Annotated in this window: 16 protein-coding genes; 8 read left to right on the top strand and 8 right to left on the bottom strand. The window is 67.9% G+C overall.

Annotation, left to right across the window (positions count from 1 at the left end; genetic code table 11):
• Positions 1-55 precede the first annotated feature (55 nt).
• Complete coding sequence (gene ileS, locus AYJ57_RS15500; RefSeq protein WP_066107931.1) at positions 56-2,974, bottom strand: isoleucine--tRNA ligase; 2,919 nt, start codon at positions 2,972-2,974, stop codon at positions 56-58.
• A gap of 456 nt (positions 2,975-3,430) precedes the next feature.
• Between ileS and AYJ57_RS15495 the strand changes: the two genes are divergently transcribed.
• Positions 3,431-3,682, top strand: coding sequence for a hypothetical protein (locus AYJ57_RS15495; protein ID WP_066107929.1), 252 nt, complete (start codon positions 3,431-3,433; stop codon positions 3,680-3,682).
• 231 nt (positions 3,683-3,913) lie between these two features.
• On the opposite strand, the gene AYJ57_RS15490 is transcribed toward AYJ57_RS15495, so the two are convergent.
• The 4 genes from AYJ57_RS15490 to AYJ57_RS15475 all read right to left on the bottom strand — a co-directional run bounded on the left by AYJ57_RS15490 (position 3,914) and on the right by AYJ57_RS15475 (position 7,699).
• Positions 3,914-4,612 (bottom strand): VIT1/CCC1 transporter family protein, encoded by a 699-nt coding sequence (locus AYJ57_RS15490; protein WP_066107927.1) that lies wholly within the window; start codon positions 4,610-4,612, stop codon positions 3,914-3,916.
• Between the two features lie 149 nt (positions 4,613-4,761).
• A complete protein-coding gene (locus tag AYJ57_RS15485; protein ID WP_066107924.1) occupies positions 4,762-5,799 on the bottom strand; it encodes a YcjF family protein in 1,038 nt (345 codons plus the stop codon).
• Positions 5,796-6,275, bottom strand: a complete 480-nt coding sequence (locus AYJ57_RS15480) for a GNAT family N-acetyltransferase (RefSeq protein WP_335740018.1) — start codon at positions 6,273-6,275, stop codon at positions 5,796-5,798. The genes AYJ57_RS15485 and AYJ57_RS15480 overlap by 4 nt, the downstream gene beginning before the upstream one ends.
• The gene (locus AYJ57_RS15475) at positions 6,272-7,699 is read right to left on the bottom strand and encodes a YcjX family protein (protein ID WP_066107922.1); all 1,428 of its coding nucleotides are present in this window, start codon (positions 7,697-7,699) and stop codon (positions 6,272-6,274) included. Before AYJ57_RS15475 ends, AYJ57_RS15480 begins: the two co-directional genes overlap by 4 nt.
• A 219-nt stretch (positions 7,700-7,918) precedes the next feature.
• On the opposite strand from AYJ57_RS15475, the gene truA reads away from it, so the two are divergent.
• The 7 genes from truA (at position 7,919) to AYJ57_RS15445 (ending at position 14,127) form a co-directional block, all read left to right on the top strand.
• Positions 7,919-8,689: a tRNA pseudouridine(38-40) synthase TruA gene (gene truA, locus AYJ57_RS15470; protein WP_066107919.1), complete on the top strand. Its 771-nt coding sequence runs from the start codon at positions 7,919-7,921 to the stop codon at positions 8,687-8,689.
• Positions 8,690-8,897: 208 nt separating this feature from the next.
• Positions 8,898-10,076, top strand: a complete 1,179-nt coding sequence (locus tag AYJ57_RS15465; protein WP_066107916.1) for an aspartate aminotransferase family protein — start codon at positions 8,898-8,900, stop codon at positions 10,074-10,076.
• 94 nt (positions 10,077-10,170) lie between these two features.
• Positions 10,171-11,097 carry an ornithine carbamoyltransferase gene (gene argF, locus AYJ57_RS15460; protein ID WP_066107912.1) on the top strand — a complete coding sequence of 309 codons (927 nt, stop codon included), beginning with the start codon at positions 10,171-10,173 and terminating at the stop codon, positions 11,095-11,097.
• Between the two features lie 256 nt (positions 11,098-11,353).
• Entirely contained in the window at positions 11,354-12,754 is a 1,401-nt protein-coding gene (gndA, locus tag AYJ57_RS15455; protein WP_066107910.1) for an NADP-dependent phosphogluconate dehydrogenase, read from the top strand.
• A gap of 231 nt (positions 12,755-12,985) precedes the next feature.
• Positions 12,986-13,147, top strand: coding sequence for a hypothetical protein (locus tag AYJ57_RS25920; RefSeq protein ID WP_157374199.1), 162 nt, complete (start codon positions 12,986-12,988; stop codon positions 13,145-13,147).
• Between the two features lie 96 nt (positions 13,148-13,243).
• Positions 13,244-13,648: a hypothetical protein gene (locus tag AYJ57_RS15450; RefSeq protein WP_066107908.1), complete on the top strand. Its 405-nt coding sequence runs from the start codon at positions 13,244-13,246 to the stop codon at positions 13,646-13,648.
• 149 nt (positions 13,649-13,797) lie between these two features.
• Positions 13,798-14,127, top strand: coding sequence for a GYD domain-containing protein (locus tag AYJ57_RS15445; protein ID WP_066107904.1), 330 nt, complete (start codon positions 13,798-13,800; stop codon positions 14,125-14,127).
• A gap of 54 nt (positions 14,128-14,181) precedes the next feature.
• On the opposite strand, the gene AYJ57_RS15440 is transcribed toward AYJ57_RS15445, so the two are convergent.
• Genes AYJ57_RS15440 through AYJ57_RS15430 form a run of 3 tightly spaced genes read right to left on the bottom strand, consistent with a single transcriptional unit; the run spans position 14,182 to position 17,862 of the window.
• Positions 14,182-15,597: an FAD-binding oxidoreductase gene (locus tag AYJ57_RS15440; RefSeq protein ID WP_066107901.1), complete on the bottom strand. Its 1,416-nt coding sequence runs from the start codon at positions 15,595-15,597 to the stop codon at positions 14,182-14,184.
• Positions 15,575-16,624: a hypothetical protein gene (locus AYJ57_RS15435; RefSeq protein WP_066107898.1), complete on the bottom strand. Its 1,050-nt coding sequence runs from the start codon at positions 16,622-16,624 to the stop codon at positions 15,575-15,577. Before AYJ57_RS15435 ends, AYJ57_RS15440 begins: the two co-directional genes overlap by 23 nt.
• Positions 16,621-17,862, bottom strand: coding sequence for an NAD(P)/FAD-dependent oxidoreductase (locus AYJ57_RS15430; RefSeq protein WP_066107895.1), 1,242 nt, complete (start codon positions 17,860-17,862; stop codon positions 16,621-16,623). Before AYJ57_RS15430 ends, AYJ57_RS15435 begins: the two co-directional genes overlap by 4 nt.
• Between the last annotated feature and the right edge of the window lie 13 nt (positions 17,863-17,875).

Raw genomic sequence — 17,875 nt, 5'->3', positions numbered from 1 at the left:
AAATACTCACCTTCCGCCCGCACCGCCAAAGCGGCGACGGGCAGGGGCGCCTCGCTTACCCCAGCGCTTCGTCGCAGCGCGCGCAGGTGGACGAATGGCTGTGCGTGCCCACATCGGGGAGGATCTTCCAGCAGCGCTGGCATTTCTCGCCCTCGGCCTTTTCAAAGACCACGCCCACATTCGGCACATCGGCCATGCGGAAGGCCTCTGCCGGGGCCGGATCGGCGGTTAGCGCGACGTTCGAGGTGATGCAGATATCCTCGAAAGCGACCGACTTCAGCGCCTCGAGCATGTCCGCGTCCTCCACATGCACCACCGGGGCCGCTTCGAGCGAGGCGCCGATGACCTTCTCGGTGCGCTGCAGCTCCAGCGCCGCTGTGACCGCGCGGCGAGCAAGGCGCACCTTGCCCCATTTCTCGGCCAGCGCGGCATCGCGCCAGTCCGCCGGGGTGGCGGGGAAGTCTTGCAGGTGCACCGAGCTTTGCTCGCCCGGGAAGCGGTCCAGCCAGACGTCTTCCATGGTGAAGGGCAGCACCGGCGCGAGCCATGTGGTCAGACGGTGGAACAGCAGGTCCATGACCGTGCGGGCGGCCTTGCGGCGGGCGGTGTCGCCGTCGCAGTAAAGCGCGTCCTTGCGGATGTCGAAGTAGAAGGCCGACAGATCCACGGTGCAGAAGGTGAAGACCTGCTGGAACACGTGCTGGAAGTCATAGGCGCGGTAGCCCTCGCGCACCACCTCGTCGAGCTCGGCCAGACGGTGCAGCACCCAGCGCTCCAGCTCGGGCATGTCGGCGGCGTCGACCCGGTCGCTTTCCTCGAAGTGGCCAAGCGCGCCGAGCATGAAGCGCATGGTGTTGCGCAGGCGGCGGTAGCTGTCGGCCACACCCTTGAGGATCTCCGGCCCGATCCGCTGGTCGGCGGTGTAATCGGTCTGGGCGACCCAGAGGCGCAGGATGTCGGCGCCATACTGTTTGATCACCTCTTCGGGCACGATGGTATTGCCGAGCGATTTGGACATCTTGTTGCCCTTCTCGTCCAGCGTGAAGCCATGGGTGACCACGTTGCGATAGGGCGCGTGGCCGGTGGTGCCGACCGACTGCAGCAGCGAGCTGTGGAACCAGCCGCGGTGCTGGTCGGTGCCTTCCATGTAGACGTCGGCGATGCCGTCCTTGGTGCCATCGGCGCGGTCGCGCAGCACGAAGGCATGGGTCGAGCCGCTATCGAACCACACGTCGAGCACGTCGTAGACCTGCTCCCATTCATCGGCGTTGTAATCCGCACCAAGGAAGCGCTCCTTGGCGCCATCGGCGTACCAGCAATCGGCGCCCTCGGTCTCGAAGGCCTCGCAGATGCGCGCGTTCACCGCCGGGTCCTTCAGCAGGAAGCCCTCGTCGGTGGGCAGCGCGCCCTTTTTGGTGAAGCAGGTCAGCGGCACGCCCCAGGCGCGCTGGCGCGAGAGCACCCAGTCCGGACGCGCTTCCATCATCGAGTAAAGACGGTTGCGGCCCGATTGCGGTGTCCATTTCACCTGATCGATGCAGGTGAGGGCGCGATCCCGGATGGTCTTGCCGTTCTCGTCCTGCCCGTCCTGCACGTCGCGGTCGATGGCAGCGAACCACTGCGGCGTGTTGCGGAAGATCACCGGCGCCTTGGAGCGCCAGCTGTGCGGGTAGGAGTGGGTGACGCGGCCACGCGCGATGATGCCGCCAGCCTCGACCAGTTTGGCGATCACGGCGTTGTTGGCCTTGCCTTCCTTCCCCTTCTGATCGAACACGCGCAGCCCGGCAAAGAACGGCACATGCGGCAGGAACTCGGATTCCTCGCCCACGTTGTGGGTCATCCGGTCGATCCAGTTGCGCTTGACGAAGCACTCATAGTCGTCGGCACCGTGGCTGGGGGCGGTGTGCACAAAGCCGGTGCCCGCGTCGTCGGTGACATGGTCGCCGTCGATCATCGGCACGTCGTAGTCCCAGAAGCCCTCGGCGCCGTCGACGCCGCGCAGCGGGTGGGCGAGGGTCATGCCCGACAGCTCATCGGCCGAAATGCTGCGCTTGCGCGAGACCATATCGGGCTCGAGGCGGGCAGCTTTGAACACGTCGCCAGCCAGCTTGTCGGCCACGACGTAGAGATCGCCGACCGAGCACCAGCATTCCTCGGGGGTGCCGGTGACCTCGTAGAGGCCGTATTCGATCTGCGGGTGGTAGGCGACGGCCTTGTTCGACGGGATGGTCCAGGGGGTTGTGGTCCAGATCACCACGCGCGCGCCATCAAGCTCGCCGCCCGAGACGATTTTGAACGGCACCCAGATCGTGTGCGACTTGTGGTCGTGGTACTCGATCTCGGCCTCGGCCAGCGCGGTCTTTTCGACCGGCGACCACATGACCGGCTTCGAGCCCTGATAGAGCGTGCCGTTCATCAGGAACTTCTGGAACTCTTCCGCGATCACCCGCTCGGCGTGGAACGCCATGGTCAGATAGGGATCGTCCCAGTTGCCGGTGATGCCAAGGCGCTTGAACTCGTCGCGCTGGATGTCGACCCAGCCTTCGGCGAACTTGCGGCATTCCTGCCGGAAGTCGATGACCGGAACCTCGTCCTTGTTCTTGCCCTTCTTGCGGTACTGCTCTTCGATCTTCCACTCGATCGGCAGGCCGTGACAGTCCCAGCCCGGCACATAGCGCGCATCATGACCCATCATCTGGTGCGAGCGCACGATCATGTCCTTGATGGTCTTGTTCAGCGCGTGGCCGATGTGCAGGTGACCGTTGGCATAGGGCGGGCCGTCGTGCAGCGTGAAGGGCGTGCGCGCGCCGTCCTCGGCCTTGTCGCGGAGCCGGTCGTAGATGCCGATCTTGGCCCAACGCTCCAGCCATTCCGGCTCGCGCTTGGGCAGGCCCGCGCGCATCGGGAATTCGGTCTTCGGAAGGTTCAGCGTGTCCTTGTAGTCAGGCGTCTGGGTGGTGGTGTCGGCGCACATGTTCTGCGGTCCCGGAAATGATGTCGGATGTCTGAGAAAGGTCGGCGCGGCGGTCCATACGCCTTGTCCCGGCGGCTCTATTGATCAGAGCGCCGGGCATGTAATTCGAATGATGATCGCATTGCGGGGCATCATGCGCGCCTTATAGGCAAGCGACTCGCGATGGTCCAGAGCTTGCGCGCGGTGCCCAAGGCTGGTGCCGAAATACACGCCATGGGCGGAAATCCCCCGGTGACGCTGCGGCAGTCCGGCGCTCTGGCGCCGCCTGCCCCGAGGCGCTGGCGGGGATCGGCCAATGGCCCAAGCGGGATTTGGCGGCTGCGCGCCGAATTCCGCAATCACGAAGGAAGTGAAGGACCCGCCGGACCAAAATGAGGTTGTTACGGGCAGACGCGGTGCACGCCGGGCTTTCGCGGCCCGAACCGGACGCACCCATAGCGAACCCATGGAGGCTCGATGGCCTATCGTGACGAAGATCTGCCGCGTGGCGGCGCCTATGGCTCGACCCTGAGGGCAGAGCCGACCATGCGTATTGCAGAGCCGCCGCAGACCGGCGCCTTCGGTAATTTTGCCGGGGGTCTTCTGGTGGCGGTCCTGCTTGTGCTCGGCCTGATGGTCGGGATCGGAACCCTGCGCGTGCACGGGGATGGGGACGCCCCCGCCACCGCGCCGGGGGGCGGAGCCATAAGCTCCGTTCCGGGGGAGTGAGGCGGCACCGACGCTGCCGACTTCCTGAGTGCGCTGGCCAATTGTGGCTGGCGCTTGGTGCGCCCCTGTCCAGCCGCAGCGGCTTCGCTGCCACTCACGGATGGTATGGGCAGGGGCTTTCGCTTTCGACCGGCCCCGCGTAACGGGGTTTGTTCAGGCCAGCGCCGCCGGTGATGGTTTCGTGATCTCTTAGGGGGCCGTCGCGGCGCTGGCTGCCTTTAAAGCGCGCCGTCAAAGTGCGAAGAGCCGTCCGACGACAAAGGCGATGCCCGCCGCCACGCCGCCGATGGCCAGCGTCTCGAGGCCCGAGCGCCACCACGGGCTGAGCGACCAGCGGCTCTTGTAGGCGCCGATCGCGAAGAAGCAGGCGAGCGTCAGCACGGTCGCCACCTCCAGAGCGTTGCCCAGCCCCAGAACGAAGGGCAGAAGCGGCACCAGCCCGGCGGCGAGGAACGCGGCGAAAGTGGCCAGCGCGGCGCGCATCGGCTGCGGGTCCACCGACGACAGCCCATGATCCCCGGCCAGAAGCTGCGTGCACCAATGCTCGGGGTTGGCGGCGATCTGCGCTGTCGCCGCCTCCAGCACCTCACCGGAGAGACCCTGCCGGGCCAATTGCGCGCGCAGGTCGCGGCGGGCGGTCTCGGGAGCCGTGTCGATCCGCGCGCATTCCGCCTGCCGCAGCCGGTGCAGATCGTCGAGTTCCGCCTTGGTGCCCGAATAATTGCCCGCCGCCATCGAGAACCCGTCCGCCAGCACATTGGCAAAGCCAAGCGCGAGGATGATGAAGGGCGACAGCTCGGCTCCGGCCACCCCGGCGACGATGGCGAAAGTGGTCACCGATCCGTCGATGGCACCGTAAACGATGTCGCGCAGCCGTCCGTGGCCCTCGGGCTGCGGCAGGTCGGTGGAGATGTCGGGCTGGCTGGTCATGCGGCTGGCTCCTGCTTGCGGGCATAGAGTGACCCTGCCGCAGCGCGCGCGCCTTGTCTTTGATCAACTTGTCTTTGATCAACTTGTCTTTGATCAATTTGCCTTTGATCACCCGGCGCCGCGATGGACGCCGCCGCCAGATGGCGCGCTCAGCCCTTGCTGCTGTCCTTCATCACCAGCCCGGCCAGCGCGGTGCGGATGATGTCGCGCACCGGCGGGCGCTTGCGGCGGATGAAGGGCAGGGGGCGGCAGACCTCGATCGCCGCGACGCCGACCCGTGCGGTCAGCGCGCCGTTGACCATCCCCTCGCCGAAGCGGCGCGAGAGCTTGCCCAAAAGGCCGCCACCGAGCACGGGCTCGAGCATGTCGTCCCCGACCGCCACCGCGCCAGTGGCCACCAGATGCGACATGACCGCCCGCGTCAGCCGCCAGCTGCCCAGCGTGCCCGAGCGCCCGCCGTAGATCTCGGCGATGCGGCGGATCATGCGGATGTTGGACGAAAGCGCGGCGATCACATCGGCCAGCGCCAGCGGCACCAGCGCAGTCACAGTGGCGACTTGCCGCGCCGCCGCCTCGACCTCGCGCCGGGCGGCGCGGTCGAGCGGTTCCAGAAGTTCGGTCTCGGCCAGCCCGATCAACCCCGAGGCGTCAAAGACTTCCTCGCCGCGCTCCTTCAGCCGCTGCCGTCCCCAGCGCGTGTCCTCGCGACCCGCGTAGAGCGACGACAGATCGCCCACCAGCTTGCGCGCGGCCTTGAGGTCCTCGGCAGCCAGCGCGGCATCGGCGGCGCGGTGCAGCGCGTCCACCTTGGCCAGCCGCGAGATCGCCGCCAGTTCCTTGACCACGATGGCCAGCGCGACCAGCACGAAGAGCGCAAGGAGCACCGTCACCGCCAGCCCCAGCAGCGGCACCGAGGCAATGAGATCGGTCACGAAGCGCCACGCCGCAATCGAGATCAGCGTGGTCAGCAGCGTGCCCGCCAGAGCCCAGAACCAGCGCGCCAGCTTCGACGGGCGGCGGGCGGCGAGCGCCGCGGCGGTGGTCATCGCCTGCCCCTGCGGGCCGGGAAGGTCGGGCTCGGGCACCGGCGGTGCTTCGGACGGGCTTGCCGCCGGTCCCTGATCCTCGTCGAGATCAATCAGGATCGGTCCCTGACGCGGCGGCGTGTTCGGGGGCAGGTCGCTCATCCGCGGGCCTCCATGCTGGGGGAGGCCTGCGCCTCCCATACGTAGAAAAGATCAGGCAGGCCCTCGTCATTGGCCGAACCGTCGCCGCGGCGCATGACCGCAAATCCGGCGCGCTCGTAGAACCGCCGGGCCTGCGTGTTGGCAACGAAGGTCCAAAGCTCCAGCCGTTCGGCGGCCCCTTTCGCCGCATCAAGCAGCGCCCGCCCGACGCCGCTTCCCTGCGCCTGCGGCGTCACGAAGAGCGCATGCACATAGCCTTCCTCGCGGGCCAGAAAGCCCTGCAGCCGCCCGTCTTCGGCCTCGGCCACGGTGACCCAGCCGCGCGCGATCATCTGCCCGGCGTGGGCGATATCTTCGGCGCCGCTGTGCAGCACCGGCTTCCACGGATGCGCCGCCACCGCGTCGGAGATCATCGCACCAAGCTGGCCCGCATCGGTGGAGCGGGCCGCGCGCAGGGTCGGGGCAGGGGCGCTCACAGCCGGTCCCCAAAGAGGAACTGCGCCGCGCGGTCGAGGCGGATATGCGGCGGGCCCTCGCCGGGTTTCAGCGTGAGCGGGGCCGGGGCGAAGCGCATGATCTCATAGTCATCGCCCAGCCATTGCTCGGCCCCTTCGCGCGCGGGGGTCAGCAGATGCGTCGGATCCTCGGGCAGCGCACCGGGGTAGAAGGCCGCCTGCCGCCCGCGCGAGCCGTCGGGGTTCAGCAGCGTGCCGCGCACACAGTCAAGCTCGCGCCCCTCATGCGGCAGCGTCTGCTCGACGGTGGCACGCAGTGCGGCCATGGACATCGCCGAGGTCTCGGCCCCGGCGAACCGCGCACGGTCGCGGGCCTCGCGGGTCAGCGCCTCCATGATCGCGGTCAATCGCCCGTGCTGGCTGTGGTGCAGGTGGTCGGCCTTGGTGGCGGCAAAGAGGATCTTCTCCACCCGCCGCCCGCGCAGCAATTGCGTCAGCCACGCGTTGGGGCCGGGACGAAAGGCGCCGAGGATCCCGGCCATGGTGCGGCGCAGATCCTCCAGCGCCTGCGGCCCGGCGTGGATCGCGCCAAGCGCATCCACCAGCACGATCTGCCGGTCGATGCGCGAGAAGTGATCGCGGAAGAAAGGTTTAACGATCTGCGACTTATAGGCCTCGAATCGCCGCTCCATCTCGCGCCAGAGCCCGCGCCGCGCGGGGTCTTCGGGCTTGGGCAGCGGCGCGAAGGTCAGCGCCGGGCTGCCTTCCTTCTCGCCGGGCAACAGGAAGCGCCCTGGCGTGCAGTCCGAAAACCCCGCCTCGCGGGCAATGTTCAGCGCCTCGGTGAAAGAGGCGGCCAGCGCCTTGGCCTTCGGCTCGGAGAACTCCTCGTTGGGATCGACCCCGCCGATCAGCGCAAGGAAAGGCTCGGCGCCGGGCCGCTGCGGCAGGCGTTTGAGTGTCGCGTCGGTCCACGCCTCGAAGCTCTGTTCGAGCAGCGAGAGGTCAAGCAGCCATTCGCCCGGGTAGTCGACGATATCGAGATGCAGGGTGCGCGGCCCCTGCAGCCCCGCCAGCATGCCCGTGGGCCGCACCTTCAGCGACAGCCGAAGTTCGGAAACCGCGCGCGTGCTCTCGGGCCAATGCGGCGTGCGGGCGGTGAGCGCGGCGAGATGGGTCTCATAGTCGAAGCGCGGCACCGTGTCGTCGGGCTGGGGCTGCAGATAGGCGGCGAGGATGCGCGCCTCCGCCTCGGCAGCCAGCTGCGGCATGCGCCCGCGGTCGAGCAGATTGGCCACCAGCGAGGTGATGAAGACGGTCTTGCCCGCCCGCGACAGCCCGGTGACGCCGAGGCGGATCACCGGCTCGAAGAAGGTTTCAGACAGCGTGTCACTGACGTTGCCGACGCCGCGGCTGAGCGTGTCGGCAATGGTTCCGATGACCAAAGTGGAGCCCCTCGTTCTGCGTTTGATGTAACAGATAGAGGCGGATGCGCCCGGTTGCCAGTGGTGCAGGCCGAGGTTGCAGGTTTGGGTAGGTCTAGGTGGAGGGGGCGCTGCCCCCTCGGCGCTATGCGCCTCACCCCCGGGATATTTGTGCCAAGAGGAAGTGGCGGGCGTTCGCGGGGATTGCTGGGGGCGCGGCGGCGGGGTAAGGGGCAAGCCATGCCCAGATACGCGCTTTTGGTGGAATATGATGGCGGGCCCTTCGCGGGCTGGCAGCGTCAGGCGGATCAGCCCTCGGTTCAGGGGGCGATCGAAGCCGCCTTGGCGAAACTCGAAAAGCGCGATCATACGATCGCCGCCGCCGGGCGCACCGACGCGGGCGTGCACGCGCGCGGGCAGGTGGCCCATTGCGACATGGAGAAGGTCTGGGATCCGTTCCGTCTTGGAGAGGCGCTGAACTTCCATCTCAAGCCCGCGCCGGTCGCGATCCGCGCCTGCGCCGCGGTCGCGGATGACTGGCACGCGCGCTTCTCGGCCATGGAGCGGCGCTATCTTTTCCGGGTGCTGGTGCGCCGCGCGCCCGCGACGCTGGAGAAGGGGCAGGTCTGGCGGGTGATGAACCAGCTGTCGCTGGAGGCGATGCGCGAGGGCGCGGCGCATCTCATCGGCCTGCATGATTTCACCACCTTCCGCTCGACCATGTGTCAGGCCGCCTCGCCGGTGAAGACGCTGGACGAATGCCGGATCGAAGAGATCGAGACCGGCGCGGGCACCGAATACCACTTCCACCTGCGCGCCCGCAGCTTCCTGCACAATCAGGTGCGCTCGATTGTCGGCACGCTGGAGCGCGTCGGCGCGGGCAGTTGGCAGCCCGAGGATGTGAAGGCGGCGCTGCAGGCCGCCGACCGCGCCGCCTGCGGCCCGGTGTGCCCGCCCGATGGGCTCTATCTGATGGGTGTCGGCTATCCCGACGATCCCTTCGGCAGCTGAGCCCGCGTAAGGTGCTTGATTTACGCCGCGAAACCCGGCAAGAGCAGCGCCATGACGCAAGTGATCCGAATCCGACGAGCCTGAGCTCCTCCCTTCGTGCCCAATCCGGGCGCGCCGCATACGCTTGTCCGTCTGACATCCCCTTTGAAAACTTGACTTGGCCCCGGGCCCTTGGCACCAATCGGGCCTCATTGCAGAGGAAGACCCAATGATCCCCTCCGTCCTGCCGACCTATTCGCGCGCGCCGCTTCACTTCGTGAAGGGCGAAGGCTGCTGGCTGATCGAGGAGGACGGGCGCCGATTTCTCGACATGGGCAGCGGCATCGCGGTGAACGCTCTGGGCCACGCGCATCCGACGCTGGTGGCCGCGCTCACCGAGCAGGCGGGTAACCTGTGGCACGTGTCGAACCTCTATGAGATCCCGCAGCAGCAGGCGCTGGCCGACAAGCTGGTGGGTGCGACCTTTGCTGACACAGTTTTCTTCACCAACTCGGGCACCGAAAGCTGTGAGCTGGCGGTGAAGATGGCGCGCAAATACTGGTACGAGAAGGGCCAGCCCGAGAAGACCGACATCATCGCCTTCACCGGCTCGTTCCATGGCCGGTCCTCTGCGGGCATCGCCGCCGCGGGCACCGAAAAGATGGTGAAGGGCTTCGGGCCGATCCTGCCGGGCTTCAAACATCTGCCCTTCGGCGACATGGAGGCGCTCGAGGCGGCGATTGACGAGCACACCGGGGCGATCCTGATCGAGCCGGTGCAGGGCGAAGGCGGCATCCGCCCGCTGCTCGATGACCAACTCAAGGCGCTGCGCAAGCTTTGCGACGAGCGCGGCGTGCTGCTGATCCTCGACGAGGTGCAATGCGGCATGGGCCGGACCGGGCGTCTCTTCGCGCATGAATTCGCGGGCATCACCCCCGACATCATGATGGTCGCCAAGGGCATCGGCGGGGGCTTCCCGCTGGGCGCGGTGCTGGCCACCGAAGAGGCGGCCTCGGGCATGACCGCGGGCACCCATGGCTCCACCTATGGCGGCAACCCGCTGGCCTGCGCCGTCGGCGGTGCGGTGATGGACGTGATCTGCGCCGAGGGCTTCCTCGACGAGGTGAGCCGCAAGGCGGGCCTCATCCGGCAAAAGCTGGAAGGCCTCGTCGCGGCCCATCCCGATATCTTCGAGGAAGTGCGCGGACAGGGGCTGATGATCGGCCTCAAGACCAAGGTTGCTCCGGGCGATTTCGTCAAGGCGGGCTATGCGCAGGAGCTGATCACCGTGCCCGCCGCCGACAATATCGTGCGCCTGCTGCCGCCGCTCAACATCACCGAGGAGGAGATCGCCGAGGCGGTTGCCCGTCTGGACGCAACGGCCGCCGCCCTGGAGGCCGCCGCCTGATCTTCCTCTTGGCAAAAATATCCCGGGGGAGTCCGCCGTAAGGCCGGCGGGGGCAGCGCCCCCAGCTCCCGGCCCAACAACAAAGACCCGACAGATGAACCATTTTCTCGACATCCATAAAACCGACCCGGCGGACCTGCGGTCGATCATCGACAGCGCCAAAGCCATCAAGGACAGCCGCAACGGTCGCCCCAAGGCCATGGCCGACGACGAAACCCCGCTCGACGGGCGCATGGTGGCACTGATCTTCGAGAAGCCCTCGACCCGGACCCGCGTCTCCTTTGACGTGGGCGTGCGGCAGATGGGCGGGCAGAGCATGGTGCTCTCGGGCAGCGACATGCAGCTGGGTCATGGCGAGACCATCGCCGACACCGCCCGGGTGCTGTCGCGCTTCGTCGACATGATCATGATCCGCACCTTCGACGAGGCGGTGCTGACCGAGATGGCCGAGTTTGCCACCGTGCCGGTGATCAACGGTCTGACCGACCGCACCCATCCGTGCCAGATCATGGCCGATATCCTCACCTTCGAAGAGCACCGCGGCCCGATCAAGGGCAAGAAGGTGGTGTGGTGCGGCGACGGCAACAACGTCTGCGCCTCCTTCCTGCATGCCGCCGGGCGCTTTGGCTTCGATTTGACCTTCACCGGCCCGGTGCAGCTTGATCCCGAGATGGAATTCGTTGGGCTGGCGCGCAACGAAGGCGCCACGGTGACCATCGAGCGCGATCCGTTCAAGGCCGTCGAGGGGGCCGATCTGGTGGTCTCGGACACTTGGGTGTCGATGCATGACGCGCAAAGCGCCCGCGAGCGGCGTCACAATATGCTGCGGCCCTATCAGGTGAACGAAAAGCTGATGGAGGCCGCGGGCAAGGACGCGCTCTTCATGCATTGCCTGCCCGCGCACCGCGGCGAGGAAGTGACCTCGGAGGTCATGGACGGTCCGCAGTCGGTGATCTGGGACGAGGCCGAGAACCGTCTGCATGCGCAAAAGGCGATTATGCGCTGGTGCCTCGGCGGCTGATATCGGGCCTGGGCCGTTTGCTCGGGCCGTATGCTTGGGTGAGGGGGCTCTGCCCCCGCCCGCCTGACGGCGGTCTCCCCCGGCGTATTTTGAAAGAGAAGAAGCCGGGTGGCAGCGCCCGGCTTTTTTGGTTTTTGCGGGGGGCAAAAGCCATGCACAAGCCATGCACAGCCCATGTGCATCGGCGGCACCGGGCGGGCGCTTGTCATGGCGGCTGTTATCGCTACCTTTCGCGCAGAACGCATAGGAGGCTTCCATGGCAGACCCGCAGATCGGCATTTACGGATTGGGCACGATGGGGGCCGCGCTGGCGCTCAACATGGCCGACAATGGAATTTCCATCGCCGTCTCGAACCGCAGCGCGGATCCCATCGCGGCATTTCTGAAACGTGCCGAGCCCTTCGCGGCGCAGGTGCAGGCGCTGGACACGCTCGAGCAGCTTATCGAGGCGCTGCCGAAGCCGCGGCTGCTTTTGGCGATGATCCCCTCGACCGCGCCGATGGACGAGTTTCTGACCCATGTGATTCCGCTGCTGGCGGCGGGCGACACGGTGATCGACGCGGGCAATGCCGATTTCCACGCGACCCGCGCCCGCGCCGCGCAGCTGGCCGAGCATGGGCTGCATTTCGTCGGCCTTGGCGTCTCGGGCGGCGAGGATGGGGCGCGGCATGGCCCGTCGATGATGTTCGGTGGCGCGATGGACAGCTGGCAGGGGCTGCAGCCGATCCTGTCGAAGATCGCCGCCCGTTTCGAAGGCGCGCACTGCGTCGACCGCATGGGTCCCGATGGCGCCGGGCATTTCGTCAAGACGGTGCACAATGGCATCGAATATGCCGACATGCAGATGATCGCCGAGGTCTATGACCTGCTGCGCAATGGCGCGGGACTCTCGCCGGCGCAGATCGGCGCGCAGTTCACCCGCTGGAACGAAGGGCCGCTGGAAAGCTACCTCTTCGAGATCACCGGCACGGTGCTGAGCTATGAGGATGCGCTGGGCGCCGGGCCGGTGGTGGATGCCATCCTCGACCGCGCCGGACAGAAGGGCACCGGGCGCTGGACGGCGATCGAGGCGGTCAAGCTCGGCCAGTCGGCGACGATGATCGAGGGCGCGGTGGCGGCGCGGGCGTGGTCGGCGGAAAAGCCGCTGCGCGAGCTGGCCGGGGCGGCGCTCGGCAGCGACCGCGAGGCGTTTGCGCCCGAGCCTGACGATCTGGAATCGGCGCTGCTGGCGGCGCGTATCCTTGAGTATGCGCAGGGCTTTCGGATTCTGGCGGCGGCCTCGGAAGACTATGACTGGCAACTTGATTTTGCCCGTATCGCCGAGATCTGGCGCGCGGGCTGCATCATTCGGGCTCGGCTGCTGGACGATATCGCCAGCGCCTTCCGCGACGGCGCGCCCGAGGGGCAGCTTTTCCTCGCTCCGCGCTTTGCCGAGGTCTTCGAGGCGGGCATCCCGGCGCTGCGGCGGCTGGTATCGCAGGGGATCGCGGCGGGCTATCCGCTGCCGGTTCTCTCCTCTGCGCTGGCCTTCTGGGACACGCTGCGACAGCCGCGCGGCACGGCAGCACTGATTCAGGCGCAGCGCGATTTCTTCGGGCGTCACGGGTTTGACTGGGTTGACGGACAGGACGCGCATCACGGCCCTTGGTGGGACTGACCCGCTGCCCGCCTCTGGGGCGCCGCCTGTGCACGGGACTTGTCTGGCCGGTGCACGGCGTTGCCGCTCGCGGTTTCCGGCCTAGCTTGCCTCTGCACGGAGCGCGGTCTTGATTTGAGCGTGCTTCCCGCGCAGCATTTCTGCCGAGGTGGACTGGCCGACATAATCTGGCCAGTTTGATCGGGCCAGTTTGACCAAGGCAGGCCCCGGGCAAGAGATGAGGCGGAGCCGATGCTGTCGATGAAATACGAGCTGCTGGGCGGGCTGGGTCTGTTTGGCGCGCTCTTCGTGATTTTGGTGCAGCCCGGTTCTGAAAAAGAGCGTCTGGCGCTGAGCGCCACAATCGAGACGGCGCGCGAGACGGTCTCTTACGACGTCTTCGGGCCGCAATAGACCCGTCCCGGCGCGCGCGCTTGCCTTGTGCCCGGTGATGTTGAGAACTGCATTGCGGGTGTTCCGGCCGGGCCCCGAGTAACGAGGATAAAGACCATGTTTTCGCGCCTGACCTCCGGGGTGACCGGCCTGAAAGGGGCCGTGCTTGCCCTTCCGATCCTGCTTGCGGCCTGCACCGATCCCGCGGTGGTGGCGCAGCCTCAGAGCTTTGATGCCTCCACCGAGCTTGCCATCGCCTGCCGCCATGACGAGGCCTTGGCCACGCTCGCCAGTACCGAGGCGGCGCGCGGCGGCAGCACCAGCGCCAGCGAGTTGCAGCGGGTGATCTTGCTCCGCAATGCCGGGCGGACCATGGATGCGGCGAGCGTGCTGCGTGAGCGCAACGCGCGCGACGATGTGACCGCTGAGGAGGCGGTGCAGTCGGGCACGCAGGTCGAAGACGCGCTCGACAGCATCCGTGCGCAACGTGCGGCGCGCAGCGGAAGCCGCAGCTGCGGCTGACCTGCGGGGCGCTCTGGGGTGGGCGGTGCCGCGGCGCTGATGTCGCCGGACGCGCAACTGTGGTATAACCAAGGCAGGGAGGATGCGGGCCGGACCGGTCTGCATAGTGCATAAGGACGACCCGCGGGTCCTTCCCCGGAGGAGTCGTTATGCCAACATTCATAGTGACAGGGTGCTACACGGCGGCGGCCTTGAAAGGCATGATCGCCGAGCCCAGCGACCGCGCCGAGGGCGCACGTTCGGTGGTCGAGGCCACGGGCGGCAAGATGCTCGCCTATTACGCCACCACCGGCGCGACCGACTGGATGGTGATCGTCGACGTGTCCGACGTGCACGATCTTTTGGCCAGCCTGATGGGGGTCGGAGCCTCGGGGATGGTGAGCAACATCCAGACCGTCCGGGCGTTTTCCGCCGAAGAACTCATGGACATGCAGAAGAAGGCCGGGAAGGCGGCGCAGAGCTACAAATCGCCGGGATGAGGCGGCGCGCATGACGGGGGCGGCGCTGTGCCGCCCCTGCTTTGAGGCGCCGTATTAAGCCCGCAGCACGGCGCCGGGGTTCATGATGCCCGCAGGGTCGAGCGCGGCCTTGATCGTCCGCATCGCCGCCAGTTTCGCGGGGTCGGAGTACCGCTCCAGATCGGGCACCTTCAGCCGCCCGATGCCATGCTCGGCGCTGACCGAGCCGCCCATCTCATGCACCAGATCATGCACGCAGCGCTGCACGTCGGCGCGCTGGCTTTCATACTCCTGCTTCTTGCGGCCCTTCGGTGGGAAGACGTTGTAATGCAGGTTGCCGTCGCCGAGATGGCCAAAGCAGTTGACCCGAAAATCGCCAAGCCGCGCCAGCCGGTCCAGCCCGGTCTCGATGAACTCGGGCAGGGCGCTCAGCGGCAGCGAGACGTCATGGCTGGCGATCGCGCCGATATGGCGGTTGGCCTCGGGGATGCGCTCGCGGATGTCCCAGAACTGCTGCGCCTGCGCCTGCGACTGGGCGACCAGCCCGTCGCTTACCAGCCCCGCCTCCATCCCGGCGGCAAAGAGCGTCTCGAGCGCCGTCTCGGGGTTCATGCCCTGCGCCAGCCCAAGATCGACGAGAACGCACCACGCCGGAGCCTCGGGCCACGGCTGGCGCAGGCCCGGCAGGGCCTCGGCGAGGAAATCGAAGCTCATACGCCCGATCAGTTCAAACGCGCTGACCATCTCGCCAAGCTGCTGGCGGGCCAAGGCCAGCAGGTCCAGCGCGGCGGCGGGGCTCTCGACGGCCAGCAGCGCGGTGCCGGTGCTGGCGGGGATCGGAGATACTTTCAGCGCGGCGGCGGTGATCACCCCCAGCGTGCCCTCGGCGCCGACCAGCAGCCCGCGCAGATCGTATCCAGTGTTGTCCTTGCGCAGCCGCTTCAACCCGTGCCAGATCGATCCGTCGGGCAGCACCGCCTCCAGCCCCAGCACCTGCTCGCGGGCGTTGCCGTAGCGGAGCACGTTGAGCCCGCCGGCATTGGTCGAGAGCAGCCCGCCGATGCGCGCGGTGCCCTCTGAGGCGAGCGAGAGCGGGAACAGCCGACCGGCGTCCTGCGCAGCGCTCTGCACATCGGCCAGCACCGCGCCCGCCTCGGCGACCAGCACGTTTTCCTGCGGATAGACGGCGCGCACCGCCGACATGCGCTCCAGCGAGATCAGCAGCGGCGCGGGGCCATCGGGGGCGATCTGCCCGCCCACCAACCCGGTGCCGCCGCCATAGGGAAGCACGCCGACGCGCGCCGCGTTGCAGGCGCGGACGATGGTCGAGACCTCTTCGACGGTGCGCGGCAGCGCCACCCAGCGCGACACCCCCTGCCAGCGCCCGCGCGGCTCTTCGAGGTAGCACGGCTCGGCGCGGCGCAGCGTGTCTTTGGGCAGCGCGCGGCTCAGGGTTTCGGCAAAACCGTCATCGGCGGCATTGAGCGGCATGTCGGACAGGGGAATTGCAGTCTGGGGCATTGCGGTCTCCGTTTCCTGCGCCCGTGATACCGCGCTCACCGGCGATGCCAAGCCCTGCGCGGGTTGCCGCGATGCGGGCGAAGCGGCGGTAGAGCGGTGCCATCAGCAGTGGCGTCAGGAACATCGGCACCTGATAGCAGCCGATGAACAGCAGCAGCGGGTCGGTGACGCCGGTGGGCAGGGCAACGAGGAACAGCCCGATGTTGCGGTTGCCGGCGATCATCGCCAGCGCCTCGAGCCCTTCGCGCCGGCCCGTGCGGGCGAGCGCCCAGCCCACCAGCACCTGCGGCCCGAGGTTGGCGACGAAGGCTAGCGCCAGCCATGCCAGCAACTCGCCGGGCCGCTCCAGCAGAGCGGGCCGGATTTCCGAGGTCAGCGCCAGCACGATCACCGTCATCAGCAGCGCCGAGGCCCCGTCAAGCTGTGCCAAGGCGCGGGGGCCGGGATCGGGCAGCAGCCACGGACGCAGGGCGAAGGCGATGCCGGTGGCCAGCAGGATCACCACCAGCAGTTTCAGCGCCGTACCGAGGATGCCCGTCGCGCCGCCGAGGGCGGGCAGCAGGGCGAAGACCGGCAGCGTGGTCAGCGGCAGCACCAGCATTCCCAAGATCAGCAGCCGCAGCGCCGGGCCGGGATCACCGCCGACCATCAGCGTCAGATTGGGGCTGCTGGCAAGCGGCGCGGCGGCGAGCATCAGGATCACCGACAGCGCGGCGGGGCTGTCCAGCAGGCCGAAGGGCGCCATAAGCGCCACCAGCGCCAGCGGCGCGATCAGCTGGAATGCGAGCGTGGCGCCGAGGTTGCCGCGCAGATGCCGCGCCGCGCCAAGCGCCGCGCGCGGGCCGATGCGCAGGGCGGCGGTGAAGAGCATCACCGCCACCAGTTCCGACAGCCAAGGCCGCACAAGATGCGCGATTTCCGGCACGGCGATGCCGAAAGCCAGACCGATCAGCATCAGCCAGCGCGCGTGACGGGCAAGAAAGGGCAGTGGGCTCACGCGAAACGGTCCGGCGAGAAGGGCGCGATGTCGATATTGGGCCGCTGCGCGCCGACCAGTTGCGCCAGCAGGCGGCCGGTCTTGGGTCCGGCGGTCAGCCCCACATGGTCATGCCCGAAGCCAAAGAACGCGCCCCTGAGGCCCGGCGCCGCGCCGATCAGCGGCAGCGAGTCCGAGACCGAGGGGCGGTGGCCCATCCATTCGACCTCATGCTTCCACGTCAGCTCGGGCATCGCCTTGGCGATGCAGCGGCGCAGCAGCTCGAAGGGCGCCTTCGAGGGCGGCGCGTCGAGCCCGCCAAACTCGACGATGCCCGCCAGCCGCAAGCGGCCCTCCATCGGGGTGGCGACGAATTTCTGCGCGGCGAACATCACCGGGGCGCGGGGCATCATCGAGGGCTCGTAGAGTTCGAGGTGATAGCCGCGCTCGCTTTCCAACGGGGCCGCGACGCCCAGACGCTTGGCCAGCGGGCCGGACCAGACGCCGGTGGTGATGACGGCGGCGTCGCAGGGCAGGGTCTCGCCGCCGATGCGCAGGCCGGTCAGTGCGCCGTTCTCTTCAGCGAAATCCGTCACTTCACCGATCACCAGCCGCGCGCCGAGGCTTTGGGCATGGGCCGCCAGCGCCTTCACATAGGCGCCCGGGTCGGTGATGCGGCCATGATCCGGCTGGCGCACACCCAGCGCGAAGCTTTCGCTCATCGCCGGGTCGTAGCGCTGGAAGGCGCCGTTCTCGAGCACCTCATGGGCAAAGCCGAGCGCGCTTTTGGTCTGCCAGGTGAAGGCGTCGGCTTCGAAAGCGGCGCGGTCGGGGTAGGCGTAGACGTAATCGCCCGGGACCAGCCATTTCTCGGCGGGGGTGCCCGTGGCGAGCGCTTGGTGGTCGGCAAGGCTGTCGCCGATGAGGGGCGCGATGGCATGGGCGCGGCGCAGCGCGGCCTCGGCGCTTGCCTCGCCCATGTAGCGGCGCAGCCATGGCAGCAGCTTCGGCAGGTAAGGCCAGCGCAGGAACAGCGGCTGGTCGGGATCGAGCAGCATTTTCGGGGCTTTGGCCCAGAGACCGGGGCCGGGCACCGGCAGCACCGCCGCCGCCGCCAGCACGCCGCCATTGCCGTGGCTGGTGCCCGTGGCCGGGCCCTCGCGGTCGATCAGCACAACCTCGTGGCCGTCGCGCAGCAACGCAATCGCCGTGCTGACGCCGACAATTCCCGCACCGATCACTGCCACCGTCTTCTTCATCTTCGGCTCCCTG

It is taken from the genome of Salipiger sp. CCB-MM3 (genome assembly GCF_001687105.1).
Lineage (GTDB): Bacteria > Pseudomonadota > Alphaproteobacteria > Rhodobacterales > Rhodobacteraceae > Salipiger.
Note: the sequence above shows the minus strand (reverse complement) of the source record. Positions and strands in the feature narration are given on the sequence as shown.